This is a genomic window from Streptomyces sp. NPDC048420, assembly GCF_040651535.1.
GTDB lineage: Bacteria > Actinomycetota > Actinomycetes > Streptomycetales > Streptomycetaceae > Streptomyces.
The window spans coordinates 190,646-215,986 of the sequence record NZ_JBEZKG010000008.1; the positions used below are offsets into that span (position 1 = coordinate 190,646).

Annotated in this window: 27 protein-coding genes and 1 riboswitch; of the genes, 18 read left to right on the top strand and 9 right to left on the bottom strand. The window is 71.0% G+C overall.

The genetic code is table 11. The annotated features are described in order from the left end of the window. Positions 1–133 precede the first annotated feature (133 nt). Genes AB0D34_RS16300 through AB0D34_RS16315 form a run of 4 tightly spaced genes read left to right on the top strand, consistent with a single transcriptional unit; the run spans position 134 to position 3,902 of the window. Positions 134–892 (top strand): lysophospholipid acyltransferase family protein, encoded by a 759-nt coding sequence (locus AB0D34_RS16300; RefSeq protein WP_362661980.1) that lies wholly within the window; start codon positions 134–136, stop codon positions 890–892. A gap of 39 nt (positions 893–931) precedes the next feature. Further along, a complete protein-coding gene (locus AB0D34_RS16305; RefSeq protein WP_362661982.1) occupies positions 932–2,149 on the top strand; it encodes a DUF5931 domain-containing protein in 1,218 nt (405 codons plus the stop codon). After that, positions 2,146–2,820 (top strand): response regulator transcription factor, encoded by a 675-nt coding sequence (locus tag AB0D34_RS16310; RefSeq protein ID WP_362661983.1) that lies wholly within the window; start codon positions 2,146–2,148, stop codon positions 2,818–2,820. Before AB0D34_RS16305 ends, AB0D34_RS16310 begins: the two co-directional genes overlap by 4 nt. 53 nt (positions 2,821–2,873) lie before the next feature. Then, positions 2,874–3,902 carry a 6-phosphofructokinase gene (locus AB0D34_RS16315; protein ID WP_362661985.1) on the top strand — a complete coding sequence of 343 codons (1,029 nt, stop codon included), beginning with the start codon at positions 2,874–2,876 and terminating at the stop codon, positions 3,900–3,902. Positions 3,903–3,915: 13 nt separating this feature from the next. On the opposite strand, the gene AB0D34_RS16320 is transcribed toward AB0D34_RS16315, so the two are convergent. Then, positions 3,916–5,772: an anthranilate synthase family protein gene (locus AB0D34_RS16320; protein ID WP_362661987.1), complete on the bottom strand. Its 1,857-nt coding sequence runs from the start codon at positions 5,770–5,772 to the stop codon at positions 3,916–3,918. A 90-nt stretch (positions 5,773–5,862) separates the two neighbouring features. Beyond that, positions 5,863–5,919: a trp operon leader peptide gene (locus AB0D34_RS16325; protein ID WP_071528813.1), complete on the bottom strand. Its 57-nt coding sequence runs from the start codon at positions 5,917–5,919 to the stop codon at positions 5,863–5,865. Positions 5,920–6,015: 96 nt separating this feature from the next. Between AB0D34_RS16325 and AB0D34_RS16330 the strand changes: the two genes are divergently transcribed. Both AB0D34_RS16330 and AB0D34_RS16335 read left to right on the top strand, forming a co-directional pair. Further along, complete coding sequence (locus AB0D34_RS16330) at positions 6,016–7,368, top strand: class II 3-deoxy-7-phosphoheptulonate synthase (RefSeq protein ID WP_362661989.1); 1,353 nt, start codon at positions 6,016–6,018, stop codon at positions 7,366–7,368. Between the two features lie 122 nt (positions 7,369–7,490). Further along, a complete protein-coding gene (locus AB0D34_RS16335; RefSeq protein WP_362661991.1) occupies positions 7,491–7,709 on the top strand; it encodes a (2Fe-2S)-binding protein in 219 nt (72 codons plus the stop codon). Here AB0D34_RS16335 and bfr read toward each other — a convergent pair. Then, positions 7,706–8,185, bottom strand: coding sequence for a bacterioferritin (gene bfr, locus AB0D34_RS16340; RefSeq protein WP_059197560.1), 480 nt, complete (start codon positions 8,183–8,185; stop codon positions 7,706–7,708). The two genes, AB0D34_RS16335 and bfr, sit on opposite strands and share 4 nt — an antisense overlap. A 176-nt stretch (positions 8,186–8,361) precedes the next feature. Here bfr and AB0D34_RS16345 point away from each other — a divergent pair, with 176 nt between their 5' ends. Then, complete coding sequence (locus tag AB0D34_RS16345) at positions 8,362–8,994, top strand: sulfite oxidase-like oxidoreductase (RefSeq protein WP_362661993.1); 633 nt, start codon at positions 8,362–8,364, stop codon at positions 8,992–8,994. A gap of 6 nt (positions 8,995–9,000) precedes the next feature. Here AB0D34_RS16345 and AB0D34_RS16350 read toward each other — a convergent pair whose 3' ends face one another. Continuing rightward, entirely contained in the window at positions 9,001–9,492 is a 492-nt protein-coding gene (locus AB0D34_RS16350; RefSeq protein ID WP_362661995.1) for a DUF4396 domain-containing protein, read from the bottom strand. A gap of 274 nt (positions 9,493–9,766) precedes the next feature. Between AB0D34_RS16350 and AB0D34_RS16355 the strand changes: the two genes are divergently transcribed. From AB0D34_RS16355 to AB0D34_RS16375, 5 genes are all read left to right on the top strand, one after another. Further along, positions 9,767–10,426 carry a Crp/Fnr family transcriptional regulator gene (locus AB0D34_RS16355; RefSeq protein WP_362661997.1) on the top strand — a complete coding sequence of 220 codons (660 nt, stop codon included), beginning with the start codon at positions 9,767–9,769 and terminating at the stop codon, positions 10,424–10,426. A 106-nt stretch (positions 10,427–10,532) separates the two neighbouring features. After that, positions 10,533–11,273: a hypothetical protein gene (locus AB0D34_RS16360; RefSeq protein ID WP_362661999.1), complete on the top strand. Its 741-nt coding sequence runs from the start codon at positions 10,533–10,535 to the stop codon at positions 11,271–11,273. Further along, a complete protein-coding gene (locus AB0D34_RS16365; protein WP_362662001.1) occupies positions 11,270–13,453 on the top strand; it encodes a hypothetical protein in 2,184 nt (727 codons plus the stop codon). The genes AB0D34_RS16360 and AB0D34_RS16365 overlap by 4 nt, the downstream gene beginning before the upstream one ends. After that, a complete protein-coding gene (locus AB0D34_RS16370; RefSeq protein ID WP_362662003.1) occupies positions 13,450–14,526 on the top strand; it encodes a hypothetical protein in 1,077 nt (358 codons plus the stop codon). The genes AB0D34_RS16365 and AB0D34_RS16370 overlap by 4 nt, the downstream gene beginning before the upstream one ends. Further along, positions 14,523–15,011 carry a Pycsar system effector family protein gene (locus tag AB0D34_RS16375; RefSeq protein WP_362662005.1) on the top strand — a complete coding sequence of 163 codons (489 nt, stop codon included), beginning with the start codon at positions 14,523–14,525 and terminating at the stop codon, positions 15,009–15,011. The genes AB0D34_RS16370 and AB0D34_RS16375 overlap by 4 nt, the downstream gene beginning before the upstream one ends. A 29-nt stretch (positions 15,012–15,040) precedes the next feature. Here the strand turns inward: AB0D34_RS16375 and AB0D34_RS16380 are convergent, their stop codons facing one another. From AB0D34_RS16380 to thiO, 5 genes are all read right to left on the bottom strand, one after another. Continuing rightward, positions 15,041–15,904: a deoxyribonuclease IV gene (locus AB0D34_RS16380; RefSeq protein ID WP_362662007.1), complete on the bottom strand. Its 864-nt coding sequence runs from the start codon at positions 15,902–15,904 to the stop codon at positions 15,041–15,043. Positions 15,905–16,057: 153 nt separating this feature from the next. Then, a complete protein-coding gene (gene pknB, locus AB0D34_RS16385) occupies positions 16,058–17,995 on the bottom strand; it encodes a Stk1 family PASTA domain-containing Ser/Thr kinase (RefSeq protein WP_362662009.1) in 1,938 nt (645 codons plus the stop codon). Positions 17,996–18,113: 118 nt separating this feature from the next. Beyond that, the gene (locus tag AB0D34_RS16390) at positions 18,114–18,908 is read right to left on the bottom strand and encodes a thiazole synthase (protein WP_362662011.1); all 795 of its coding nucleotides are present in this window, start codon (positions 18,906–18,908) and stop codon (positions 18,114–18,116) included. A 3-nt stretch (positions 18,909–18,911) separates the two neighbouring features. After that, positions 18,912–19,112 carry a sulfur carrier protein ThiS gene (thiS, locus tag AB0D34_RS16395; protein ID WP_007381442.1) on the bottom strand — a complete coding sequence of 67 codons (201 nt, stop codon included), beginning with the start codon at positions 19,110–19,112 and terminating at the stop codon, positions 18,912–18,914. Further along, on the bottom strand, positions 19,109–20,266 hold the full coding sequence (gene thiO / locus AB0D34_RS16400) for a glycine oxidase ThiO (protein ID WP_362662013.1): 1,158 nt from the start codon (positions 20,264–20,266) through the stop codon (positions 19,109–19,111). Before thiO ends, thiS begins: the two co-directional genes overlap by 4 nt. Next, positions 20,264–20,376: riboswitch (TPP riboswitch) on the bottom strand. (Overlaps the previous gene by 3 nt.) Before the next feature lie 52 nt (positions 20,377–20,428). Here thiO and AB0D34_RS16405 point away from each other — a divergent pair. The 6 genes from AB0D34_RS16405 to AB0D34_RS16430 all read left to right on the top strand — a co-directional run bounded on the left by AB0D34_RS16405 (position 20,429) and on the right by AB0D34_RS16430 (position 25,324). Then, positions 20,429–20,779: a hypothetical protein gene (locus tag AB0D34_RS16405; protein ID WP_362662015.1), complete on the top strand. Its 351-nt coding sequence runs from the start codon at positions 20,429–20,431 to the stop codon at positions 20,777–20,779. A gap of 32 nt (positions 20,780–20,811) precedes the next feature. Continuing rightward, entirely contained in the window at positions 20,812–22,026 is a 1,215-nt protein-coding gene (locus AB0D34_RS16410) for an FAD-dependent oxidoreductase (RefSeq protein WP_362662017.1), read from the top strand. A 128-nt stretch (positions 22,027–22,154) separates the two neighbouring features. Then, positions 22,155–22,526 (top strand): Rv2175c family DNA-binding protein, encoded by a 372-nt coding sequence (locus tag AB0D34_RS16415; protein WP_362662019.1) that lies wholly within the window; start codon positions 22,155–22,157, stop codon positions 22,524–22,526. A gap of 94 nt (positions 22,527–22,620) precedes the next feature. Continuing rightward, positions 22,621–23,271, top strand: a complete 651-nt coding sequence (gene thiE, locus AB0D34_RS16420) for a thiamine phosphate synthase (RefSeq protein WP_362662021.1) — start codon at positions 22,621–22,623, stop codon at positions 23,269–23,271. 98 nt (positions 23,272–23,369) lie between these two features. After that, positions 23,370–24,293: a methylenetetrahydrofolate reductase [NAD(P)H] gene (gene metF / locus AB0D34_RS16425; RefSeq protein ID WP_362662023.1), complete on the top strand. Its 924-nt coding sequence runs from the start codon at positions 23,370–23,372 to the stop codon at positions 24,291–24,293. 56 nt (positions 24,294–24,349) lie between these two features. Continuing rightward, complete coding sequence (locus tag AB0D34_RS16430) at positions 24,350–25,324, top strand: hypothetical protein (protein WP_362662025.1); 975 nt, start codon at positions 24,350–24,352, stop codon at positions 25,322–25,324. Positions 25,325–25,341: the final 17 nt, after the last annotated feature.

Sequence of the window (25,341 nt, forward strand, 5' to 3'; positions counted from 1 at the left end):
GTTCATGAAAGAAGCGTGAGCAAGTCCAGGTGTGGTTCACCGTACGCGACCGCACTGACACCGACCAGGGCCGTCGGTCTGTTTGCCAGGTCCCCGGGTTAAGGTCTGATCCACGGAAACAGGAGGCAGTCGGTTGTTGTACGGCACGATGAAGGTCGCCATCGGAGGGCCCCTCAAGGTCGCCTTCAGGCCCTGGGTGGAAGGCCTGGAGAACATTCCCGCCGAGGGCGCCGCGATCCTGGCGAGCAACCACCTGTCGTTCTCCGACTCCTTCTTCCTGCCCGCGGTCCTCGACCGCAAGGTCACCTTCATCGCGAAGGCCGAGTACTTCACCACGCCCGGAGTGAAGGGCCGCCTCACGGCCGCCTTCTTCAAGGGCGTCGGCCAGCTCCCGGTGGACCGCTCCGGGGCGCGCGGTGCGGGCGAGGCCGCGATCAAGAGCGGCCTCGACGTCCTGGAGCGCGGCGAGCTGTTCGGCATCTACCCCGAGGGCACCCGCTCGCCGGACGGCCGGCTCTACCGGGGCAAGCCGGGCGGCCTCGCGCGCGTGGCGCTCGCCAGCGGCGCCCCGGTGATCCCGGTCGCCATGATCGACACCGAGAAGATCCAGCCGCCGGGCAAGGTGATGCCCAAGCTGATGCGGCCGGGCATCCGCATCGGTGAGCCCCTGGACTTCAGCCGCTACCAGGGCATGGAGCACGACCGTTTCGTGCTGCGCGCGGTGACCGACGAGGTCATGTACGAGATCATGAAGCTCTCCGGCCAGGAGTACGTCGACATCTACGCGACCGCCGCCAAGAGGCAGATCTCCGAGGCCGCCAAGGCCGAGAAAGCCGCCAAGGCCGCTGTCGCGAAGGCCGAGAAGGACAAGCCCCAGCAGCCGACGTCCTAGGATCCTGGGACACGGCAGTCGGAGCCTGGGGTGGGGGAGATGGCCAAGCAGGTACGCGTCATGCGCATGTCGGTCGAGCAGCCGCTGTGGCGTGCGCTGACCGGGTACCGGGTGCTCACCATGCTCTACGCGGTGGGGCTCTTCGCCACCGCGTACGACGAGTACGACCGGCCCGGCATCGCCATCACCTACTACGTCGTCCTGTGCGTGTGGACGCTCGCCACACTGCCCCGCGTCCAGAACGCGGCCGCGTGCACCAAGCGTTTCCTCGCCGTCGACCTCGCGATCGCGCTCACCGGGATCGTCCTGACACCGTTCGTCGTCAACCAGCACCACATCGACAGCGGCGGTCCCACCCTGCCGTCGATATGGACCGCGGGTTCGGTCCTCGCGTTCGCCATCAAGGGCGGCTGGCGCTGGGCCGCGGTCGCCTCCACGCCGGTCGCCGCCGCCAACCTGTTCGAGCGCGGCCACCCGGCCCGCGACACCGTGCACAACGTGATCCTCGTCTGGGTCGCCTCCATCGCCATCGGCTACGTCGTCGAGGTCGCCCGAGCCTCCGAGCGCACCCTGGCCCGCGCCCTGGAGATCGAGGCGGCGACCCGGGAACGGGAGCGGCTGGCCCGGGACATCCACGACAGCGTCCTCCAGGTGCTGGCCATGGTGCAGCGCCGGGGCGCGGTCATGGGCGGCGAGGCGGCCGAGCTGGGCCGGATGGCCGGCGAGCAGGAGGTGGCGCTGCGCACGCTGGTCTCCGGCGGCCTGGCGGCCCCGGTCTCCCGCCTCTCCGAGGACATGGCGCAGGGGGCGCTCGTCAGGGCCGTAGAAGAAGAACCCGACGACGGTCCGCTCGATCTGCGCGCGCTGCTCATGCCGTACGCCTCGGCGAAGGTCTCCCTGGTCGAGCCCGGCGCCCCCGTCCCGCTGCCCCCGCCCGCCGCGCGTGAGCTGGCCGCGGCCGTCGGGGCCGCCCTGGACAACGTGCACCGGCACGCGGGCGAGCACGCGCGTGCGTGGATCCTCGTCGAGGACGAACCCGACGAGGTGATCGTGACCGTGCGGGACGACGGACCCGGCATCCCGGAGGGGCGGCTCGCCCAGGCCGAGGGGGAGGGGCGGCTCGGGGTGGCCCTGTCGATCCGGGGCCGACTGCGTGACCTCGGCGGCAGCGCCGAGCTGATCTCGCCTCCGGGGCAGGGCACGGAGGTCGAACTGAAAGTACCGAAGGCCTCACGGGGGAAGGCAGGACAGCGATGAGCGACAAGGGTCCGATCAAGGTCATGGTGGTCGACGACCATCCGATGTGGCGTGACGCCGTGGCCCGGGACCTGGCCGAGTCCGGCTTCGACGTGGTCGCCACGGCGGGCGACGGCGACCAGGCCGTACGCCGGGCCAGGGCCGCGGGTCCCGATGTGCTGGTGCTTGACCTGAACCTGCCGGTGAAGCCGGGCGTCCAGGTCTGCAAGGAACTCGTCGGCCACAACCCGGCCCTGCGCGTCCTCGTGCTGTCCGCCAGCGGCGAGCACGCCGACGTCCTGGAGGCCGTGAAGTCGGGCGCGACCGGCTATCTGCTGAAGTCGGCGTCGACCGAGGAACTCCTGGACGCGGTCCGTCGTACGGCCGTCGGCGACGCCGTCTTCACGCCCGGCCTCGCCGGACTGGTCCTCGGCGAGTACCGCCGCCTGGCCACCGACCCCGCGCCCACCACCGACCCCGACCAGCCCAGGGCCCCGCAGCTCACCGAGCGCGAGACCGAGGTGCTGCGCCTGGTCGCCAAGGGCCTGAGCTACAAGCAGATCGCCGAGCGCCTGGTGATCTCCCACCGCACGGTCCAGAACCACGTGCAGAACACCCTCGGAAAGCTGCAACTCCACAACAGGGTGGAACTGGTTCGGTACGCCATCGAACGAGGCCTCGACGACGAGTGAGGCGCGCGTCACACTGACCCTTCGTCAGGCACCTGCGGCGAAGGGAACTGTCCATGCGCGTCGGAGTACTGACCGGAGGCGGCGACTGCCCCGGCCTCAACGCCGTCATCCGGGCCATCGTCCGCAAGGGCGTTCAGGAGTACGGCTATGACTTCACCGGCTTCCGGGACGGCTGGCGGGGTCCACTGGAGGACGCCGCCGTGCGCCTCGACATCCCGGCCGTGCGCGGCATCCTGCCCCGCGGCGGCACCATCCTCGGCTCCTCCCGCACCAACCCGCTGAAGCAGGAGGACGGCATCCGCCGGATCCAGGAGAACCTCGCCGCGCGGGAGATCGAGGCGCTCATCGCCGTCGGCGGCGAGGACACCCTGGGCGTGGCGGCCGAGCTGTCCGACCGGCACGGCGTGCCCTGCGTCGGCGTACCGAAGACCATCGACAACGACCTCTCCGCCACCGACTACACCTTCGGCTTCGACACCGCGGTCGGCATCGCCACCGAGGCCATCGACCGGCTGCACACCACCGCCGAGTCCCATATGCGGGTCCTGGTCTGCGAGGTGATGGGCCGTCACGCCGGCTGGATCGCCCTGCACTCCGGCCTCGCGGGCGGCGCCAACGTCATTCTCATCCCCGAGCAGCGCTTCGACGTCGACCAGGTGTGCGCCTGGATCACCTCCCGCTTCAGGGCCTCGTACGCCCCGATCGTGGTCGTCGCCGAGGGCGCCATGCCGAAGGACGGCGACGCGGTCCTCAAGGACGAGTCGCTCGACTCCTTCGGACATGTGCGCCTGTCCGGCGTGGGCGAGTGGCTGGCCAAGCAGATCGAGAAGCGCACCGGCAAGGAGGCCCGCACGACCGTGCTCGGCCACATCCAGCGCGGCGGCACCCCCAGCGCCTTCGACCGCTGGCTCGCCACCCGCTTCGGCCTGCACGCCATCGACGCCGTCCGCGACGGCGACTTCGGCAAGATGGTCGCCCTGCGCGGGACGGACATCGTGCGGGTGCCGATCGCGGAGGCGACGGCACAGCTCAAGACGGTGGATCCCAAGCTGTACGCGGAGGTGGGGGTCTTCTTCGGCTGACGCGAACGGGCGCCTACACGGTCGTGTTCCGCAGCTGACCGATCAGCTCCCGTACGACCGTGGCGCCGTCCAGCGTCAGGACCGACTCGGGATGGAACTGCACGCCGGCGAACCCGGGCCCGCGTACGGCATGCACCTCACCGTTGCCGGCCCGGCTCAACTCGACGCCGTGTGCCGCGAGTTCGGTGAGCGACTCGTCGTCGCAGCGTGCCACGAAGCTGTTGTAGAAGCCGACGGTCTCGGGCCGCCCGAACAGATCGATCGTCACCTGCGCGCCCTGGTAGGGCACTTCTTTCCGCACGATCTCCAGGCCCAGCTCGGCCGCGATCAGCTCGTGGCCCAGGCAGACCCCGAGGACGCCGTGCCGGTGGTCCTGGATCACCTCGGCGGTCAGGGCCCGCAGGAACCGCATCTTGGGGTCGGTCCCGTCGGAGGGGTCACCGGGACCGGGGCCCAGCACGACCGGCCCCTCATGGGCGAGCACGGCCTCCCTCAGCCCCGGCTCGTCGTAGCGCCGGACGGTCACCTCAAGGCCGCTGGACCGCAGCACATGCGCGAGCATCGCCGTGAAGGTGTCCTCCCCGTCGACCACGAGGGCATGCCCTTCGAGCTCGTCGGACCGCTCCTGCATCCGCAGCCAGAACGGCGCGAGGGAGGTGCGGCGCCCGTCGAGCGCGGCACGCACGCGTGGGTCGTCGGCGAGAGCCACGCGCGCGTGCTCCGCACGGGACCGGGACGGTCGTACGCCGAGAGTCGCCAGCACCCCCGCCGCCTTCGCGTGGGTCTCCGCGACCTCGCTCACCGGGTCCGAGCCGCGCACGAGGGTCGCGCCGACCGGGACCTTCAGGTGTCCCTCGGTGGAGATGTCCGCCGTGCGGATGAGGATGGGGGAGTCCAGGGTCTGCGCCCCGCCGGAGTCCCGGCCGAGCAGGGCGAGCGCACCGGCGTAGTAGCCGCGGCCGCCGACCTCGTGCCGTTCGATGACCCGGCAGGCGTTCTGGACGGGCGAACCGGTCACGGTCGCCGCGAACATGGTCTCCTTCAGGACCTCCCGCACGTCCAGCGAGGACTTCCCGCGCAGTTCGTACTCGGTGTGCGCGAGGTGGGCCATCTCCTTCAGCCGGGGTCCGATCACCACCCCGCCCATGTCGCCGACCGTGCACATCATCTTGAGCTCCTCGTCGACGACCATCGACAGCTCCTCGATCTCCTTGCCGTCGGCGAGGAAGTCGAGCAGGTGCTCGGGGGTGGGGCCCTCGGCGGGATAGCGGTACGTCCCGCTGATCGGGTTCATGACGACGGTCCCGCCGGTCATCCGTACGTGCACCTCGGGGCTCGCGCCGACGAGGGTGCGGTCTCCGGTGTGCACGACGAAGGTCCAGTACGCGCCCCGCTCGCCCACCAGGAGCCGCCGGAACAGCGCGAGGGCGTCGCTTCTGGAGAAGCCCGGGATCTCGCCCTGATAGGTCCGCCGGATCACGAAGTTGGCGCCCTCGCCGCGTCCGATCTCCTCGTGCAGCACGCGGCCGACGATCTCGGAGTACTCCTCGTCGGCCACGTCGAAGCCGCCGTTCTCGACCCGGACGTCGTGCGCGGGGAGCTGGTCGAGGGCCTCCGCGAGGGAGAGGGTGTGGGTCTCCTCGGGGGTCAGCACGGCCAACGGCGTCCCGTCGTCCCGTACGTCGAAGCCGCGCTCGCGGATCTGGCGGTAGGGGACGAGCGCCAGGCCCTCGTCGGGCAGGTCGGCGAGGCGGTCGTAGGTGCTGACGGGGCCGATGAGCAGTTCGACGGTGTTCTCGTCGTGGCCGGGGGTGCGGCGGCGGAGCAGGGCGAAAGGGCGATCGCCGTGCAGGAGCTGTGTCAGGTCCATGGTTCCTCAGCTGTCGATGGTGAGGAACGACCCCGGAAACGCCGAAGGCCGCCCCTCGGGCGGCCTTCGCGAAGTCTTGCGTACGCGCAGTCAGTGGGCCGCCGGATGAGCGGTCCACCACCAGTTCTGGGTCGAGTGCGCGAACATGCGACGCACCCTACCCCATGCGCACCTGAGCGGGGCCGTGTCTCACCTGTCGAGCCGTGCGAAAACGACTCGACACGACCCCGTAATGTGGAGGGCGTGACCGTGAACGCTAAGACCAGCGCGAGCGCTGGCAACACCTGGCGAGACCTGCCCGCGGCGCAGCAGCCCGAGTACCCCGACACCGAGGCTCTGCGCGCAGTGATCGCGGACCTCGAGTCGTATCCGCCGCTCGTCTTCGCGGGCGAGTGCGACCAGCTGCGCGCCCGGATGGCGGCCGTCGCCAAGGGAGAGGCGTTCCTCCTCCAGGGCGGCGACTGCGCCGAGGCCTTCGACGCCGTGTCCGCGGACCACATCCGCAACAAGCTCAAGACCCTGCTCCAGATGGGCGCCGTGCTGACGTACGCCGCCTCGGTGCCGGTCGTGAAGGTCGGCCGCATCGCCGGCCAGTACTCCAAGCCGCGCTCCAAGGGCACCGAGACCCGCGACGGCGTGACGCTGCCGACGTACCGCGGTGACTCCGTCAACGGCTTCGAGTTCAACGAGAAGGCCCGCGTCCCGGACCCCGAGCGCCTGAAGCGGATGTACAACGCGTCCGCCTCCACGCTCAACCTGGTGCGCGCCTTCACCACCGGCGGCTACGCCGACCTGCGCCAGGTGCACGCCTGGAACCAGGACTTCGTGAAGTCGTCCCCCTCCGGCCAGCGCTACGAACAGCTGGCCCGGGAGATCGACAACGCGCTGAACTTCATGCGGGCCTGCGGGACCGACCCGGAGGAGTTCAAGACCGTCGAGTTCTACTCCTCGCACGAGGCGCTGCTGCTGGACTACGAGTCGGCGCTCACCCGCGTCGACTCCCGCACCGGGCAGCTGTACGACGTCTCCGCGCACATGGTGTGGATCGGTGAGCGCACCCGGCAGCTGGACCACGCGCACATCGAGTTCGCCTCGCAGATCCGCAACCCGATCGGCATCAAGCTCGGCCCGACGACCACGGCCGAGGAGGCGCTGCAGTACATCGAGCGCCTGGACCCCGACCGTGAGCCCGGCCGGCTGACCTTCATCGTCCGTATGGGCGCCGACAAGGTCCGCGACAAGCTGCCCGAGCTGGTGGAGAAGGTCACCGCGTCCGGCGCGACCGTCGCCTGGATCACCGACCCGATGCACGGCAACACCTACGAGGCGGCCTCCGGCCACAAGACCCGCCGCTTCGACGACGTGCTCGACGAGGTCAAGGGCTTCTTCGAGGTCCACAAGGGCCTCGGCACCCACCCGGGCGGCATCCACGTCGAGCTCACCGGTGACGATGTCACCGAGTGCGTGGGCGGCGGCGACGAGATCTTCGTCGACGACCTGCACCAGCGCTACGAGACGGCCTGCGACCCGCGGCTCAACCGCAGCCAGTCGCTTGACCTGGCGTTCCTCGTCGCGGAGATGTACAGGGACCAGTGAGTCCTTGAGACGGCTGTGGGGCGCGGATCACATACGATCCGCGCCCCACGCCACTTTTGCGCTCACCCGGCACCGGGTAAGGTTAGGTTAGCCTTATCGATCCCGGCCGGAGGTGAATCCGCGTGTACGTCTGCAGTTGCTTCGGTGTGACCGAGACGCAGGTCAAGCAGCACGCGGAGAACGGCGCCTGCACGCCGCGCCAGATAGCCTCCGCCTGCAAGGCGGGCACCGACTGCGGTTCCTGTGTGCGGCGCATCCAGGCGATCCTGGGCCGGGGCGCGTGCCCGCGTCCTGAACTCGTCGAGCGTCCTGAACTCGTGGAACTGGACGAGGCCGCCTAGCTCTCCGGCTGCTCGATCAGCTGCGCGATGTAGAGCGCCTCGCCGAGCTTCTCCAGAAGCTCCAGCTGGGTGTCCAGGTAGTCGATGTGGTGCTCCTCGTCCTCGAGGATCGACTCGAAGATGTTCGCCGACGTGATGTCGCCCTTGGCGCGCATGACCTCGATACCGCGCTTGAGGCGGTCGATCGCCTCCACCTCGATCTGCCGGTCCGCCTCGAACATCTCCTTGACGGTCTGGCCCACGCGTACGTGGAACAGCCGCTGGTAGTTCGGCAGTCCGTCCAGGAAGAGGATGCGGTCGGTGAGCACCTCGGCGTGCTTCATCTCGTCGAACGACTCGTGCCGCGTGTACTTCGCGAGCTTCGTCCAGCCGAAGTTCTCCTGCATCTTCGCGTGCAGGAAGTACTGGTTGATCGCGGTGAGCTCGCCCGTGAGCTGCTCGTTGAGGAATTCGATGACCTCGGGGTCGCCCTGCATCGCAGAGGCTCCTTCCAACCGTGGGGAACTGGCAGGTTGCGCCGCATCCTCGCACCGGTGAAGAAGATCGTCCAGTAAGTCTTCACTTAGTAAGTAAGGGCATGCTTAGTTCTAAATGCCCGGTTTGGGTGGGCGTTGGTCATGTGCACTGGCCGAGGTCTGTCAGGATGGAAGGCATGGGTCAGCCGGAGCAGCGTGAGAGCGGAGAAGCGGCGCGCTCCGAGCTTCCGCCGGGGCAGCGGCTGCAGCGCGGCTGGCCGGTCACGCACTACGGCCCGGTCCCCAGGTTCCGGCCCGAGCGCTGGGAGTTCCGGGTCTTCGGCGCCACCGCGGACGGCGGGAAACACTGCTGGAACCACGAGGAGTTCACGGCTCTGCCGCACACCACCGTCGTGGGCGACCTGCACTGCGTGACGAAGTTCAGCATGCTCGGCGCCGAGTGGGGCGGCGTCCCCGCCCGCACGATCCTGGAGATCGCCCCGCCCGCGCCGGCGGTCACGCATGTGATGGTCTGGGCCGAGTACGGCTTCAGCTCCAACCTGCGCCTCGCGGACTTCGCCTCCGCGCGGACGATCTTCGCCACCCACAAGGACGGCGAGCTGCTCACCGCCGAACACGGTTTCCCGCTCCGTCTCGTCGTCCCTCATCTGTACGCATGGAAGGGCCCCAAATGGGTCCGCGGGGTGGAGTACATGACCGCCGACCGCCGGGGCTTCTGGGAGGAGCGCGGCTATCACAACGTCGGCGACCCCTGGAAGGAACAGCGCTACTCCTACCAGGAGGAGCCGGGGGACGGCCCGGAGCTGTGAGGTCTTTCAGTGGTGGCCGTGGTACTGATGGACCACGGCGTGCCCCTTGCCCCGGCCGATCATCCACTTGTTCACCGGCACCGTGACGACGAACGCGATGACCAGCGAGATCGCCAGTGACGCCCAGAACAGCACGTCGGCGAGTTCCGCGTCCATCGCGTCCGGCCACAGTGCGATCACGCCGTTGTCGATCAGCTCCATCACCGCGATCGACAGTGTGTCAGCGGCCAGTGCCACCCGCAGGGCCGCCCGGAAGCCCATGCCGGCCTTCAGGACCCCGCGCAGGGTGAAGGAGTAGCCGAAGAAGAAGGCCAGGATGACCGCGAGGACGGTCGTGGGTACGTTCCCCCAGCCGAGCGCGGTCCCGATGACCATGCCGAGCACCTCGCCGATGGCGCAGCCGGTGAGGCAGTGGAGGGTCGCCTGAACGGCGATGGCCCAGGTGGTGCCTGACGGTGCGGCGTCGGTGTGACCGTGTGCGGCGTGTTCGTGGTCCATGGCTGACCCCCGGTATCAGGTGACGGATCCTTCGACAGCGCGGTCAACTATATACCCCCTGGGGGTATTGCTGTGAAGGTTCGGGCTCCGTTCCGGTAACGGACAGCACATCCCGTGCCCAGAGCGCTACGCTGAGATCCTTGCCTGGCGGGAAACGCGGGCGAGGACGGATCCATGGGGCGCCTGAGGTTCCGCTTGCGGTTCGGTTCGGGGGAGAGCGGTACGGGGGACGACGGTGGGGCTGTTCGGAGAGCGGCATACCTTCTTGGGCGGCTTGGGCCCGGCGGACCGGGAGGCCTTGTCGAGCCTCGGCACCCGGCACGAGTACCCGCCGTACGACATGGTTCTCGCGGAGGGCGACCGCACCACGTTCGTGGTCGTCCTGCTCAGCGGTTGGTGCACGGTCTGGACGTCGACCGATCGCGGTGGCCGACTGATCCTGGCCCTGCGGCGGGCCGGCGAGGCCGTGGGCGACATGGCCGCACTCGACGGCCGCCCCCGCAGCGCCTCGATCAGCGCCCTCGGCCCGGTGACCGGCCTGGTCGTCCCCGGTGACCGCTTCCGGCGGTTTCTCGCCTCCCGGCCGCACGCCAACGCGCTGATGACGATCCAGCTCACCGAGCGCCTGCGCAGCGCGGACCACGAGCGCCGGTCCCTCGCCTCCATGACGGTGTTGCAGCGGCTCGCCGAGCGCCTGGTCGAACTCGCCGACCGCACCGGCCGGCTGGAGAACGAGGCCGTGACCATACGGCTGCCCCTCGCACAGCACGAACTGGCCGCGTCCGTGGGCTCCACCCGCGAGGCCGTCGCCAAGGCCCTGCGTCTGCTGCGTGAACAGGGCCTGGTCCGCACCGGCCCCGGCACCCTCGTCGTCGCCGACCTGGACCCGCTCCGCCTGCTCGCCGCCGGGCAACCCCAGGGCACGGAGACCTAGCAGCACCGAGCACCGCGCTGTGTAAACGGCTACAGCGGTGACCGGCCGGCTCCGCGACCATCCGAAGGGGCCGGTGGTTCGACGGGACGGCAGACAGGAGAAAGCGATGGAGGGGGAAGCCACGTACGGCTTCATCGTCAACGTGGACGCACAGGGCTCGGGCCTGCTGTCCGACACGGAGAAGCGCGCGATGCGGCGCAGACTCTACGAGGTCACGGGCGCCGCCTTCGAGCGGTCCGGCATCCGGGAGCCCCGGCTCTACCAGGAGGACCGCGGCGACGGCATCCTCAGTGTGCTGACGCCGGACGTGCCGCCCAGCCGGGTGGTGGGGGAGTGGGTGGAGTACCTCCACCAGAACCTGCGCCAGATCAACGCCGACCTCAGGAAACCCTTGCGGCTGCGCGCGGGCCTGCACGTCGGTCCGGTCACGCCCGACGAGTACGGCCGGTACGGGCAGGCCGTCGACCTGGCCTGCCGACTGGGCGACTGCGACATCGCGAAGGCCACCCTCGCGGCCGCGGACGGGGCCCACCTGGTGGTGGTCGCCTCCGACCGGCTGTACGAGGACGTCGTCCGGTCGGGCGGACGCTGGGTGGAGCCGGAGTGCTACCGATCCCACGAGGTGGAACTCAAGGAGGGCCGCAGGACCGCCTGGTTCATGGTCCCCGGGCGGTCTCAGCCACCTGAGCCGGGAACGGCGGGACAGGACACCGAGCCTGAGCCGTCGGCGCCGGACGGCACGAAGGACAGCTACGTCCAGCACAACTACAACTCCGGCAGCGGCGACCTGAACGCGGCCAACCACGTCGGCACGTGGATCATCGACCGTCGCGGCGGTGCCCGATGAACGCGCAGAGCCCCCCGCCGCCCCAGGGCGATCCGCAGCCGCAGCAGAAGTCCGAGTCGGACAAGGCGGCCCAGGGCGAGCCGGGGGCCGGCCCCGAGAAGCAGTCCGACGTCATCGGTGGGGCAGCCGCCGACTCGCTCGGCGAAGAGGCTCTGCCCGGCGACGCGGCCGCTGCCTCCCGGATCTTCCGGTCGACCGTGACCAACCACGGATCCGGCGACATCTTCACCGCCGCGTCCGTCGACACCGTGCACCTCCACGGTTGGCAGGCGCCGGAACGCCTGCTCGCCGGCCCTCTCCCCGAAGACGAACTGCAAAGGCTGCGCCGCGTCTTCCAGGAGCCCGAGGGCTACGACGAGTACCGCGGACAATTACGCACCGGCCGCCTCCTCGTCCTGTCCGGCCGGCCCGGCACCGGCCGTGCCTACACCGCCCTGTCCCTCCTGGACGACGTGACCCGCGGACAGGTCTCCCGGCTCGATCCGCGCACCGAGCTGGACAAGCTGGACGACAGCCAGATCCACGAGGGCCACGGCTACGCGCTGGAAGCGAGCGCCCCCGGACTGCCCGACGAGACCGGCCTGGACCGGCTGTGCGAACTACTGGGCAGCAAGGAGGCGTACGCGGTACTCCTGGCCGTTCCCGAACCCGGTGAGGTGTTCTCCCGCGGCGGCCGCTACCACCGCGCCCACGTCCCGGCCGCCCCGACCGCCGTACTGAAGGGCCACCTCGAACTCGAACTGGAGGACGCGACACCCGACGCGCGTGAGCGGGCGCGGGTGGCGGCCCTCGACCCGGACGTCCTGGAGGCGACCGGCCTCGACGAGCTGCGGCCCGCCGAGGCGGCCCACTTCGCGACCCTGTTGGCCCGCAACGCCCGGGACGAGCTCACACACGGCGAACTCCTCGCCGCCTGCCGGAAGTTCGCGGAGAACCAGGCCGCCGAGTGGTTCGCCGGAGGCGTCCGCTCCGAGACCCCGGAGCGACTGCGGGACGCGGCCTACCGGATCGCCGTCGCCGTACTCGACGGGGCCTCGCTCAGTGCCGTCGCCGAGGCAGCCGAGGTGCTTGCCTGGGAACTGGCCGTCACCGTCGACCCGGAGGCCACCCCCGGGCGCCCGCTGTTCAGCGACGGTGTCGACGCCCGGCTGGTCTCCGCCCGCGCTGTCGCCGAGCTGGGCAAGGAGGAGGTCGGCACCGAGGAGGTGCCGGTGCGCACCGTGCGCTTCGCCGGCGAGGCCCTCGCCCCGGCCGTCCTCGGCCATCTCTGGCAGCACCGGCACAATGCGCGCGGGCCCGTGCTGCGCTGGCTGGCCGGGCTGTGCGAGGACAACCGTCCCCAGGTCTGGGTGCGGGCCGCCGTCGCCGCCGGGCAGCTGTGCCGCCTCGACCTGTCCCACACCGTGCACGAACTGGTCCAGCCCATGGCCGGGGCCGAGCAGGCGCGTCGCCGGCTGTTCGCGGCGACCGTGCTCGACGTGGCCGTCCGCTCACCGGAGGTCGGCGGCGCGATCCGCGCTCTGGTCGGTACCTGGGCCCGGCACGGCGACGAACCGCGGCGCCGGACGGCGGGTGCCGTCCTCGGCCGGGGCCGGGCCACGACCACCGTCCGCGAGGCGCTGGACCTGCTCGGCGGCATCGGTGTCCGGGACGAGGGCAAGCTGCGCGCCGACGCGGCCCTTCAGGTCGCCCGCTTCGCCGGCGCCCATCCGGAGGCGCAGGTCCTCGGCCGTGTCCGCGCCTGGCTCTCCGACGAACGGCGGCCCCAGCAGGACCTCGGCCTGCAGAGCACGGTCTTCCTCGCCGTGATCCCCGCGGAGGAGGTCTGGAACCGGCACCCGGATCTGGAGGGCCACGGCGACTGGCCGCTGATGCTCGCCCTCGCCGCCGTCCGGCCGGCCCTTGCCACGCAGCTCGCCGGGCTGCTGTGGACCGCGCTGCAGACGTCCCGGTCCTACGAGGCGGCCGTGGACACCCTGTCCGACTGGCTACGCGGCTCGGCCGACCAGCCCTGGGCGGAGCCCCTGGAGCGGTTCCTGCCGCTGCTGGTGCACAGCCACGACGACCGGGACCGGCTGCTGGGCCTGATCAAGGAACTGTCCGAAGACCCCGACCAACCACTCAACGAACAGCAGGTCCGCCGTCTGTGGGGGGCGGTCCAGGGAGCGAGTACGTCATGACGCACAACCAGTGGGGCCAGCAGTGGCCGCCTCAGGACCAGGAGTTCGTCCTCCCGCACGACCTCAGAGGCCCCTTCGTCAGGGAGTTCGCCCCCCAGGCCGCCTACCGGCACCGCAACAGCCAGGTGGCCTCGGTGCTCTACTACAAGAACGGTGGGCACAGCGTCATCACCGTCCGCGGCGCCCAGCACTTCAACAAGCCGCTGATGGGCAAGCCCACCTCGGTGTGCTGGATCGCCCGCGGCCGGCACCAGGTCTCCTTCCAGCTGGAACTGCCCACCTACGGCGACCGGTCACGGTTCAGGGCGGGCGCCGACGTCAACTGGGAGGTGCAGGACTTCTACACGGCCGCCGAGAAGAGAGTGGTCGACGTGGAACGCATGCTCCGCCCGCCGCTCGAGGCCCGGCTGCGGGGTATCAGCCGACGCCACAACCTGGACTCGGCGCAGCAGGTCGACGAGGCGATCCAGGACGAGCTGGCCAGCGGCCGGTGGAATGACTTCGGCGCCGATCTCGGCCTGGTCACCCAGGTGTTCATCCGCATCGACCTCGGCCAGGCCGCCGCCGACCACCAGGCCCAGATGGTCGCGGTGGAGAAGGGCAGCAAGGTCCAGGAGGCCATCGACATCGCCAACAAGGCGCGTATCGCGGCCAACCTCGCCGACGCGCAGAAACTGATCAGCGCGGGCGAGACCGTCCAGTACGCCACGATGCTGGCCCAGGACCCGAGCCGGGCACACGAGATCCTCGGTGTGCTCCAGCAGCAGGCCCGCGAACAGCGCCAGGGCGCCCTGGACTACCTGACCAACCTGATCAACCAGGGCGTGGTCCAGCGCCACCAGATCGACGACCAGGTCCAGGCACTCATCGACTACAGCCGTACGGTCGCCGGCGGCGCCTTCCCGAACGGGCTGCCGCAGGCCCCGACCGCGCTGCCGATACCGCCGATGCCGCCCAAGCCGCCGCTGCCCCCGGCCGACGCACCGCCCGCTCCTCCCGAACCGCCGACCGACTCGATCCCCGGGCAGGGCACGGGAGTGGAGTACGACTCCGGTCCCGGGACACGCGGGTGACGTCGGACGGGCCGGATGGCGCGCACTACGTCGCCGAGCGGCTGCTGCTGACCGTCCGTGAGGACCTGGGCAGGGCGGACGTGAAGGCGTCGATCCTGCTCTCCGGTGCCGTGGCGGTGCCCGCGCTGGCGCTCGGCAGGGGGGCGTCCGCCGACACCACCGGCCTCGCCCTGGCGTTCCTCGCGGCCGGGGGGGCGCTCTGGGCGGTCGGCACGCTGCTGCTGCTCGTGGTGGTCCTGCCCCGCACCGGCACGCTCCGCTCGGCGCCCGGTCTGACGTACTACGCCGACGCCCTCGCGGCCACGGACCTGGAGGCGTTGCGCCGCGCCGCGGGCGAGGCCGGTGCGGACCGGGTGGGCTGGCTGCTGACCCAGTTCCAGGACGTCAGCGACATCCTCGCGGCCAAGTACCGCTGGCTGCGCCGGTCGATGGCGTTCCTCGGGGCGGGGCTGCTGCTGGCGTTCGTGTCGGTGCTCGTGAACTGACGCGGCCGTCCACAGCGGCCCTCTGCCGTTCAGCCGTCCCGGAGTTTCTTCAGCCGCTCCACGTCCGCTGCGTGTCCTTCCTTGCCGCCGGGGGTCTCGATGATCAGCGGTACGCCCTCGGTGGCGGGGTGGGTCATCAGGGCGCGGAAGGGGTCCTCGCCGATGTGGCCGGAGCCGATGTTCTCGTGACGGTCCTTGTGGGCGCCGACCACGTCCTTGGAGTCGTTGGCGTGGATCAGCTTCAGGCGGCCCTCACCGACGGTGTCCACCAACAGGTCGAGCGTCTGGTGCATGCCGCTGGGGCCGGTCAGGTCGTGGCCGGCGGCGAAGATGTGGCAGGTGTCCAGGCAGACGCCCAGTTTCGGATGGGCGTCCAGGGCCTCGAAGTACGGGCCGAAGTCCCAGGTCCGCGAACAGAGGGAGGCGCCCTGGCCGGCGGTCGACTCCAGGAGCAGGTACGGGTCGTCGTCGTGGGTGAGCTCGTCGAGCAGCGGCAGCAGGTACTCCCGCACCTGTTTCAGAGCCACGGAACGGTCCCGGCCACCGGTCGCGCTGCCGGTGTGCACGACGACACCGAGCGCGCCGATCTCGCGTCCGCGGCGGAGGGAGTGCCGCAGTGACTCGATGGACCTCTCGACCGTCGCCTCCGTGTGGGAGCCGAAGTTGATCAAGTAAGGCGCGTGGACGTACGCGGGGATCGTGCTCTCCGCACAGGCCTCGCGGAACGCCTCGTCCTGCTTCGGGTTCCCGGCGGGGGTGGCCCAGCCGCGGGGGTTGGCGACGAAGACCTGAACGGTCTCGGCGTTCAGGTCACGGGCGTAGGAGAGCCCCACGGAGTGGAGACCACCGGCGACGGGGACGTGGCCGCCGACGGGGTTGCGCTGAGTTGTCACCGGTCAAGGGTGCCATTGCCTGCGGCGCGTGTGCGGGGCGCCTAAGGGGTGACTCGGTTTGCCGTGTGGCGGGTGCGGCTGCGTCGTGGCTGGTCGTGCCCACGCGGCGGAGCCGCACATGTCACAGCCCCGCGCCCCTATGGGGCGCGTCTGTCAGCGAATCGTGATAGTGATGGTCGACCCCTTCGGTGCCGTGTCCCCGCCCTTCACCGACTGCTTCTTCACCGTGTCCCCGAACAGCCCCAGCAACCCCCGGTCCTCGTCGACCTGGAACCCCGCTCCCTCCAGCGCGGCCTTCGCGTCGTCGACGCTGTCGCCCGTGACGTCCGGGACCTCGATCATCTCGGGGCCCTTGGAGATCGTGAGCGTGACGGTGTCGCCCTCGGCCGCCTGACTGTCCGAATCGGGGCTCTGCAAGGCGACCTGTCCCGCGTCGTACTCGGAGTTGACCCGGACGGCGGCGACCTTCACCCTCAGCCCGGCCTCCGCGAGGTCGGCCCTCGCGTCGGCCAGATCCTCCCCGGTGACGTCCGGCACGTCGACCGGGGCGCCCTTGCTGACCGTGAGCGCGATCGCCGAGCCGGCCCGCAGTGTGGTGCCGCCCACGGGGTCCGTGCTGATCACCATGCCCTTCGGGACGTCGTCGCTGAACTCCCGGGTGACCATGCCGGGCTGGAGCCCCTCCGCCTTCAGCCGGGATCGCGCGTTGCTCAGTTCGTAGCCGTCCACGTCGGGCACCTTCACCGTCTGCGGGCCCCTGGAGACGGTGATCGACACGGAGTCGTTGTTCCGTATGCGGGCGCCCACCCCCGGGTCCGTGCTGATGACGGTGCCGCGCTTCACGGTGTCGCTGTAGGCGTACGTGACCTTGCCGGTCTCCAGACCGGCCTCGTCCAGCCGGTCCCGGGCCTGTGCCTCGGTCTTCGTCAGGAGGGCGGGGACCTGGGTGAACTGGCCGGAGTTGATGTACCAGACGCCCGCGCCGAGGCCGAGGGCCAGCAGGACCGCGGCGACGATCAGGAGCGGGCCGCGCCGGAGGCCGCCGGAGGAGCGGCCACGCCGGGACGGCGGGGGCGGGGGGCTCTCCAGGACGCTGGTGCGGTGGTACCCCGGCTCGGGCTCGTCCTCGTTGACCGGCAGCGGTCGCGGCACCGTCAGCGAGCGCGGGATCACGCTCGTACGGTTGTCCGCGCCCGCGTACTCCACGGAGAGCGCCTGCGGCGGCACCGCGTCCAGCTGGCCGTCACTCAGCCTGCCGCGCGCCTCACGGGTCTGCGCGAGCAGCGCCACGGCGTCGTACGGGCGCAGGTCCGGGGTGCGGGCGGTGGCCGACGCGACCAGCTCGTCCAGTTCGTACGGCAGTCCCGGGACCATGGCCGACGGGGGCGGAACGTCCTCGTGGAGGTGCTTGTAGAGGACGATCGCGGGGGAGTCGCCCTCGTGCGGCTGGCTGCCGGTCAGCATCTCGTACAGGACGACACCGCACGCGTACACGTCGACGCGGGCGTCGGCGGCGCCGGGCTGGTCGATCTGCTCGGGCGAGAGATAGGAGACCGTGCCGAGGACGGCTCCGGTGGTGCTCGTCACGGTGTTCACGGACCGCACCAGCCCGAAGTCGGCGACCTTGACCCGGCCGTCGTCCCCTATCAGGACGTTCTCCGGCTTCATGTCCCGGTGCACGAACCCGGCGCGGTGTGCGGCGCCGAGCGCGGCGAGGACCGGTTCCAGGATGTCCAGGGCGGCGCGCGGCTGCAGGGCGCCGCGCTCGCGCAGCACGTCACGCAGGGTGCAGCCGGCGACGTATTCCATGGCGAGATAGACGTACGATCCGTCGGTGCCCTGGTCGAAGACCTGCACGACGTGGGGGTGGGCGAGCCGGGCGACGGACTTGGCCTCCCGGATGAACCGCTCGACGAAGGCCCCGTCCGCCGCGAGCGCGGGGTGCATCACCTTGAGCGCGAGCACGCGGTCCAGACGGGTGTCCAGGGCCCGGTAGACCGTGGCCATCCCGCCGACCGCGATCCGCGCGTCCACGCGGTAGCGGCCGTCGAGCACCTGCCCGACCAGCGGGTCCTGAAGGGTCGTATCCACGCAGGCGAGTGTACGAGCCGCCGCTGACAGTCCATCCGGTTCGGCGGATTTGGCGGCGGTACTGCAGCTGACCTGTGACGGAGGTCGCACCTGGCCGTGTCTTAGGTCGAACGTGCGTTCAGAACGCTGGACGCTCCGGATCCAGTACGGCCCTGCCCTGCACCGGGGACGACGCCTCGGCGAAATGCCGCCGGGGGATGCGTCCCGCCCGGTATGCCAGCCGTCCCGCCTCCACCGCGTGCCGCATCGCGTGCGCCATCAGCTCCGGCTCCTGGGCCCGGGTCACCGCCGAGGCGAGCATCACACCCGCGCACCCCAGTTCCATCGCCAGCGCCGCGTCGGACGCCGTACCCGCCCCCGCGTCCAGGATCACCGGCACGCGCGCGTGCTCCACGATCAGCTGGAAGTTGTGCGGGTTGCGGATGCCGAGCCCGGAGCCGATCGGCGAGCCGAGCGGCATGATCGCGGCGCAGCCCACGTCCTCCAGCTTGCGGGCCAGTACGGGGTCGTCGTTGGTGTACGGCAGCACCGTGAAGCCTTCGTCGACCAGGGTCTCCGCCGCGTCCAGGAGTTCGATGGGGTCCGGCAGCAGGGTGCGCTCGTCGGCGATGACCTCCAGCTTGACCACCTCCGTACCGAGCGCCTCGCGCGCGAGGCGGGCCGTCAGGACGGCTTCCCCGGCGGTGAAGCAGCCGGCCGTGTTCGGCAGGACCTGGATGCCGAGCCTGGTGAGGACGGACAGCACGGAACCGTGCACCGAGGGGTTCACGCGCCGCATCGCGACCGTCGTCAGCTCGGTGCCGGAGGCGATCAGCGCCCGCTCCAGCACATCCAGGCTGGGCGCCCCGCCGGTGCCCATGATCAGCCGGGACGAGAACGACGTACCGCCGATGAGAAAGGGATCGTCGGCCATGGGTCAGCCTCCTTGGACGGCGGTGAGGACTTCCACGCGGTCTCCCTCGGCGAGGGACGTGGACGGCCACTGCGCGCGCGGGACGACGGTCTCGTTCAGCGCGGCGGCGACCCCGGAGGGCGCCGGGGTCAGCGCCCGCACCACGGTGTCGAGAGCCGTTCCGGGAGCGAACTCCCGCGGCTCCCCGTTGACGGAGATGTTCATGCCGGCTGCTCCACGCGCTGAAGGAAACGCCTCGGGGTGAACGGGCGGGCCACCTCCGGGAGTTCACCGGTGGTCAGGACGTGCGCCATGGCGTCCCCGGTGACCGGGGTCAGCAGGACGCCGTTGCGGTAGTGACCGGTGGCCAGCAGGAGTCCGGGCAGTTCCGTCGGACCGAGCAGCGGGGCGTTGTCCGGGGAGCCCGGGCGCAGTCCCGCGCGGGTCTCCGTGAGCGGCAGTTCGGTGATCCCGGGCACCAGCTCGTGCGCGTCCCGCAGCAGCTCGTACACCCCGCCCGCGGTGACCGTCGTGTCCCAGCCCAGCTCCTCGCTGGTCGCGCCGATCACCAGCTCGCCGTTCTCCCGGGGCACCAGGTAGACCTGGCTGCCGCGGACGACGGCCCGCACGGTGCGGTTCAGGAAGGGCGCGTGGCGCGGCGGCACGGTCAGACGCAGCACCTGACCCTTCACGGGCCGTACGGGAGGCAGGAGGGCCTCCGGGACCCCTTTCAGGCGGCCGCTGAGGCTTCCGGCGGCGAGCACCACCTGGCCCGCGCCCAGCTCCTCGCCGTCGGTCGTGGTGACCCCGGCGGCCCGGTCCCGTACGACCCGCAGGCGCTCGGCCCACACACGGTGGAAGACCACGCCCGCCCGCTCGCACGCGGCCAGCAACGCGCGCGTGAGGCGCCGCGGATCGATCTGGTGGTCGCCGTCCACCCGCAGCCCGCCCCGCACCCCCGGCGCGAGCATCGGCTCCAGGCGCCGGCACTCCCGCCCCGACAGCCACTCCGACTCAAGTCCCGACTGCCGCTGCAGCATGTGCAGTTCACGCAGATGCGCGCGGTCGTCGGCGTCCAGGGCGACGGCGAGCGTGCCGCATCGCCGGTAGCCGAGGTCGTGCCCGGTCAGGTCGCTGAGCTCGGCCGCGAAGTCCGGGTAGCGCTGGGCCGAGGCGAGGTTCAGGCCGAGCAGGGTCTGCTCGCCGTAGTGCAGTTCGGTGACCGCGGCCAGCATCCCGGCGGCCACCTGGGCGGCCCCGCCGCCCGGTTCGGGGTCCACGACGGCCGTGGTGAGACCGCGCTGCGCGGCCCGCCAGGCCGTGACCAGGCCGATGATGCCGCCCCCGACGACGAGGACGTCTGACGTACGTGAGGACATGGGCGTCCAGCCCCTCCCTTCGCCGGCATGACCCGGATCAGGTTCGTACGGTCGGAGGCCGCCCAGCCTCCCTCTCAGCCCGGTGCGTCCGGGCTCCCGCGAGTGCTCTACGTTGGCCACCCTAGCCCGACGCCCCAGGTCTCAGTAAGGGAGCCTCTCTCCGTGGCACGCTCGCTCGACGGTCTCGTCCTCGCCCCTGTCGCCGACCAGGCGCCGGGCCAGGTGGGCACCCGCACCCGGTTCACGTACCACGAGAAGGGCGGGGAGATCTGGGCCGAGTACGCGGGCGGCGACGTCGTACGCGGGCATCTGGTCGGCACGCGCGCGGGGGACCGTCTCGACTTCCGGTACGTGCAGCTCAAGCACGACGGGACGACGTCCTCCGGGCACTGTGTCTCGACGGTCGTGGAGCTCGCCGACGGCCGGGTGCGGCTCCAGGAGACGTGGGAGTGGGAGTCGCAGTCCGGTAGCGGGACGAGCGTTGTGGAGCAGGTCACGCCCCACGACTCCTGACTGACTCATTGTCAGCTGACTATGGTGATCAAATGAGCGAGCAGACGCGGGCGCAGCGGCGGGTGGTCGTGGTCGGCGCGGGCATGGCGGGGGTACAGACCGCGGTCGCCCTGCGCGAACAGGGCTTCAAGGGCACCGTGACGGTGATCGGCGCGGAACCCCACCAGCCGTACGACCGGCCGCCGCTGTCCAAGGCGGTCCTGCTCGGCAAGGCCGAGGGCTCCGCCTTCGACGTGGACTTCGAGGCCCTCGGCATCGAGCTGCTGCTCGGCCGCGAGGTGCTCGGGGTACGCCCTTCGGGGCATGAGCTGGACACGGCCGACGGTCCGGTGCCCTACGACGTCCTGGTCCTCGCCACCGGCGCCGAACCGATCCGGCTGCCCGGCACCGAGGGCGTGCCCGGCGTGCATCTGCTGCGCACTCTGGACGACGCCGAGCGGCTGCGGCCGGTGCTCTCCCGGCAGCACGACATCGTGGTCGTCGGCGCCGGCTGGATCGGCGCCGAGTTCGCCACCGCCGCGCGCGAGGCGGGCTGCGCGGTGACGGTCGTGGAGGCCGCCGACCGGCCGCTCGCGGGCGCGCTGCCCGCCGAGGTCGCCGCCCCGATGGCCGCCTGGTACGCCGATGCGGGCGCCACTCTGCGCACCCACGCGCGTGTGGCGCGTGTCGAGCCCGGCGAGGTCGTCCTCGACGACGGCTCCCGGGTGGCCGCGGGCGCCGTCGTGGTCGGCATCGGCGCCCGGCCCGCCACGGCCTGGCTCGCCGGTTCGGGCATCGAGCTCGGGGCACAGGGCGAGGTCGTCGCCGACGACCGGCTGCGCACCTCCGCGCCGGACGTGTACGCGGTCGGCGACTGCGCCTCCTTCCCCTCGGGGAGGTACGGCGAGCGACTCCTGGTCCACCACTGGGACAACGCCCTCCAGGGCCCGCGCACGGTGGCCGCGGACATCCTGGGCGAGACCCCCACGGTCTACGACCCGGTCCCGTACTTCTGGTCCGAGCAGTTCGGCCGCTTCGTCCAGTACGCGGGCCATCACGCGTCCGCCGACACGACCCTGTGGCGCGGCGAGCCGTCCGGACCCGCCTGGACGGTGTGCTGGCTCCGGGAGAACCGGCTGGTGGCCCTCCTGGCCGTGGGCCGCCCCCGCGACCTGGCCCAGGGCCGCCGCCTGATCGAGGCGGGCACGGAGATGGCCCCGGACCTGCTGACGGACCCGGCGAGGCCGCTGAAGGCGGCGACGGCGTAGGCGGGGTCGTCGGCGCGGGCGTGACCGGTGCCCGGCAGGCCATTGCCGGAGTCGAAGCTCCTCCCATCGGCCCCCGCCGGAGGCGCCCCGGCTTCCGACTGTCAGTGCGGGATGGCACGCTTAATCCCGTGACCGAGATTGACGCAAAAACCGATGCACTCGTTCCCGCCTGGCTCACCCTCCCCGACATCGCGGAGATGCTCGACGTCGAGGTGACGCGTGTGCGGCAGCTGGTCAAGGAGGGCCAGCTCATCGCCGTACGCCGTGGTGAGAACCGCGCGCTGCACGTCCCCGCCGCCTTCATCGACGGGGCCGAGCAGAAGGTCGTCAAGGGCCTCGCCGGGACCCTGACGCTCCTGAGGGACGACGGCTTCACCGACGAAGAGATGCTGGAGTGGCTCTTCACCCCCGACGAGAGCCTGCCCGGCACCCCCGCGCAGGCCCTGAGCGAGAATCGCGGCACGGAGGTGAAGCGCCGGGCCCAGGCGCTCGCCGTCTGAACCGAACAGCACCGGCGTACGGGCCGTGACCACCGGGGCCACGGCCACGGTCGAGCACGGCCCGTACGCCACCGGACCCGGGGGAGACTCACGCATGCCCGACACCGCCCGCACCCAGCTCGCCGATGCCCGCGTCTACCTCTGCACGGACGCCCGCAAGCGCCAGGGCGACCTCGCCGAGTTCCTGGACGCGGTCCTGGCCGGCGGCGTCGACATCGTGCAGCTGCGGGACAAGGGCATGGAGGCGGCCGAGGAACTGGAGCACCTGAAGGTATTCGCCGACGCCTGCGCCCAGCACGGCAAGCTCCTCGCGGTCAACGACCGGGCCGACGTGGCCCACGCGGCCGGGGCCGAGGTGCTGCACCTCGGCCAGGGCGACCTCCCTGTCCCCGCCGCCCGCGCGATCCTCGGCGACGACATCCTCATAGGCCGCTCCACGCACGCCGAGGAGGAGGCCGCCGCGGCCGCGGTCCAGGACGGCGTGGACTACTTCTGCACCGGCCCCTGCTGGCCGACCCCCACCAAGCCCGGTCGGCACGCCCCCGGCCTCGACCTGGTCCGGTACACAGCCGCCCTCGGCACCGACCGGCCCTGGTTCGCCATCGGCGGCATCGACCTCGGCAACCTCGACGAGGTCCTGGAGGCCGGCGCCCGCCGGGTCGTGGTCGTGCGGGCGATCACCGAGGCGGACGACCCGGGCGCGGCCGCCGCGGAGTTCGCGAAGCGGCTCCGGCACACGCTGTAACCGGTCCAGGTGTCCGAGGGGTGGACAACAAGTCGACAATCCGGGCAAATTTCCCTGATCCGGTTGGGTGGCCGCCGCCCCCTGACTAACCTTCCGGTATGGCCCTCGGAACCGCATCCACCAGGACTGACCGCGCGCGCACTGTGCGCGACATGCTCGCCACGGGCAAGATGACGTACTCCTTCGAGTTCTCGGCGCCCAAGACCCCCAAGGGCGAGCGGAATCTGTGGAGCGCGCTCCGGAGGGTCGAGGCGGTCGCTCCGGACTTCGTCTCCGTCACCTACGGCGCCGGCGGCTCCACCCGTGCGGGCACCGTCAAGGAGACCCAGCAGATCGTCGCGGACACCACCCTGACCCCGGTCGCCCACCTCACCGCGGTCAACCACTCCATCGCGGAACTGCGCAACATCATCGGCCAGTACGCCGACGCCGGGATCCGCAACATCCTGGCCGTGCGCGGCGACCCGCCCGGCGACCCCATGGCCGACTGGGTGGCCCACCCCCAAGGCCTGACCTACGCCGCCGAACTCGTCCGGCTCATCAAGGAGTCGGGCGACTTCTGTGTCGGTGTCGCCGCCTTCCCGGAGATGCACCCGCGCTCCGCCGACTGGGACAGCGACGTCACGCACTTCGTCGACAAGTGCCGCGCGGGCGCCGACTACGCCATCACCCAGATGTTCTTCCAGCCGGAGTCCTATCTGCGGCTGCGTGACCGAGTCGACGCCGCGAGCTGCGCGACGCCCGTCATCCCGGAGATCATGCCCGTGACCAGCGTGCGGATGCTGGAGCGGCTTCCGCAGCTCAGTAATGCGATCATCCCCTCCGCCCTGAAAGAGCGGATCCTCACAGCAAAGGACGATCCGGCCGCTGTACGCTCGATCGGAATCGAGTTCGCCACGGAGTTCTGCGCGCGGCTGCTGTCCGAGGGAGTGCCCGGACTGCACTTCATCACGCTCAACAACTCCACGGCATCGCTGGAAATCTACGAAAACCTGGGTCTGCACCATCCACCGCAGGCCTAGACCTGCCGCACGGACATACGACACACTGCGTAGCGGTCACTGGGAGAGGGGCGTACATGGGCTGGACGGTCCTCTACATCGCGTTCGGATTCGTCGCGCTGTGGCTGCTGGGCGAGGTGCTGCTGCAGTACAAGGCGCGGCTGCGCTGGCGGGTGCTCGCCTTCGTCGGCTTCCTCGGCGTGGTCCTCGGCGTGCTGATCTCGCAGGTCGTCGTCATCGGGCTCGGCGCGATCGCCTTCGCGGTCGGCCAGACCTACGTCACCCTGTCGTTCCGTCGTGGCTTCGAGCAGGGCTGGGCGGTCAACCCGCCGGCCGCGCTGGAGGGTCTGACCGGCGGCAAGAAGAGCCGTCGGGAACGCGGCCGCGAGGAGCCCTCCCTGGAGGTCACCGACCTGGAATCGGGTGACCCGGCGGCCTACGGCGACGAGGCCTCGTACGACCAGGGCCGCCCGGACACCGCCGGTTACGATCACGACGACTACGACCGCGACGACGTCTTCACCCCCGCGCGCTCCGCCGCCCCGACGGCCGCCGAGTCCACGGCGGTCTACGAGCCGCAGCCCATGCCCGAGGACACCGGCTCCTACGGCATATACAGCGATGCCACCTACGCCGGCGACCAGTCCTACGCGGCCGCGGGCCAGACCCAGGACCAGTACGCCACGGCGGCCGCCGACCAGTCGTACGGCTACGACGGCTACACCGGCTACGACCAGCAGCAGTACGGGTACGACCAGTCCGGGCAGCAGCAGTACGCCGCCTACTCGGACCCGTACATCGGCACCCAGACCTATGGCGCCGGGTCCTACGACACCTCCTACGGCGGCCAGCAGCAGTTCGTCCAGCAGGGCTACGGCCAAGACCAGTACGCCGGGTACGGCGAGACCCCGGCCGGCGGGGTGTGGGTGCCGCAGCAGCGCACCGACGAGTACGGCGCCGAACTCCCGCAGGAGCAGCAGTACTACCAGGACAACAGCGGCCAGGGGCAGCAGAACCAGGGCCAGGGGTACGACGAGCAGTACCGCTTCTGACCCGGAGCGGCTCCCTC

Bases quoted from the DNA above. Each gene is read 5' to 3' on its own strand.
- AB0D34_RS16305 (WP_362661982.1), top strand. From the start codon at position 932: ATGGCCAAGCAGGTACGCGTCATGCGCATGTCGGTCGAGCAGCCGCTG.
- AB0D34_RS16310 (WP_362661983.1), top strand. From the start codon at position 2,146: ATGAGCGACAAGGGTCCGATCAAGGTCATGGTGGTCGACGACCATCCG.
- AB0D34_RS16315 (WP_362661985.1), top strand. From the start codon at position 2,874: ATGCGCGTCGGAGTACTGACCGGAGGCGGCGACTGCCCCGGCCTCAAC.
- AB0D34_RS16320 (WP_362661987.1), bottom strand. From the start codon at position 5,772: ATGGACCTGACACAGCTCCTGCACGGCGATCGCCCTTTCGCCCTGCTC.
- bfr (WP_059197560.1), bottom strand. From the start codon at position 8,185: ATGCAGGGCGACCCCGAGGTCATCGAATTCCTCAACGAGCAGCTCACG.
- AB0D34_RS16345 (WP_362661993.1), top strand. From the start codon at position 8,362: ATGGGTCAGCCGGAGCAGCGTGAGAGCGGAGAAGCGGCGCGCTCCGAG.
- AB0D34_RS16350 (WP_362661995.1), bottom strand. From the start codon at position 9,492: ATGGACCACGAACACGCCGCACACGGTCACACCGACGCCGCACCGTCA.
- AB0D34_RS16360 (WP_362661999.1), top strand. From the start codon at position 10,533: ATGGAGGGGGAAGCCACGTACGGCTTCATCGTCAACGTGGACGCACAG.
- AB0D34_RS16365 (WP_362662001.1), top strand. From the start codon at position 11,270: ATGAACGCGCAGAGCCCCCCGCCGCCCCAGGGCGATCCGCAGCCGCAG.
- AB0D34_RS16370 (WP_362662003.1), top strand. From the start codon at position 13,450: ATGACGCACAACCAGTGGGGCCAGCAGTGGCCGCCTCAGGACCAGGAG.
- AB0D34_RS16390 (WP_362662011.1), bottom strand. From the start codon at position 18,908: ATGGCCGACGATCCCTTTCTCATCGGCGGTACGTCGTTCTCGTCCCGG.
- thiS (WP_007381442.1), bottom strand. From the start codon at position 19,112: ATGAACATCTCCGTCAACGGGGAGCCGCGGGAGTTCGCTCCCGGAACG.
- thiO (WP_362662013.1), bottom strand. From the start codon at position 20,266: ATGTCCTCACGTACGTCAGACGTCCTCGTCGTCGGGGGCGGCATCATC.
- AB0D34_RS16410 (WP_362662017.1), top strand. From the start codon at position 20,812: ATGAGCGAGCAGACGCGGGCGCAGCGGCGGGTGGTCGTGGTCGGCGCG.
- thiE (WP_362662021.1), top strand. From the start codon at position 22,621: ATGCCCGACACCGCCCGCACCCAGCTCGCCGATGCCCGCGTCTACCTC.
- metF (WP_362662023.1), top strand. From the start codon at position 23,370: ATGGCCCTCGGAACCGCATCCACCAGGACTGACCGCGCGCGCACTGTG.
- AB0D34_RS16430 (WP_362662025.1), top strand. From the start codon at position 24,350: ATGGGCTGGACGGTCCTCTACATCGCGTTCGGATTCGTCGCGCTGTGG.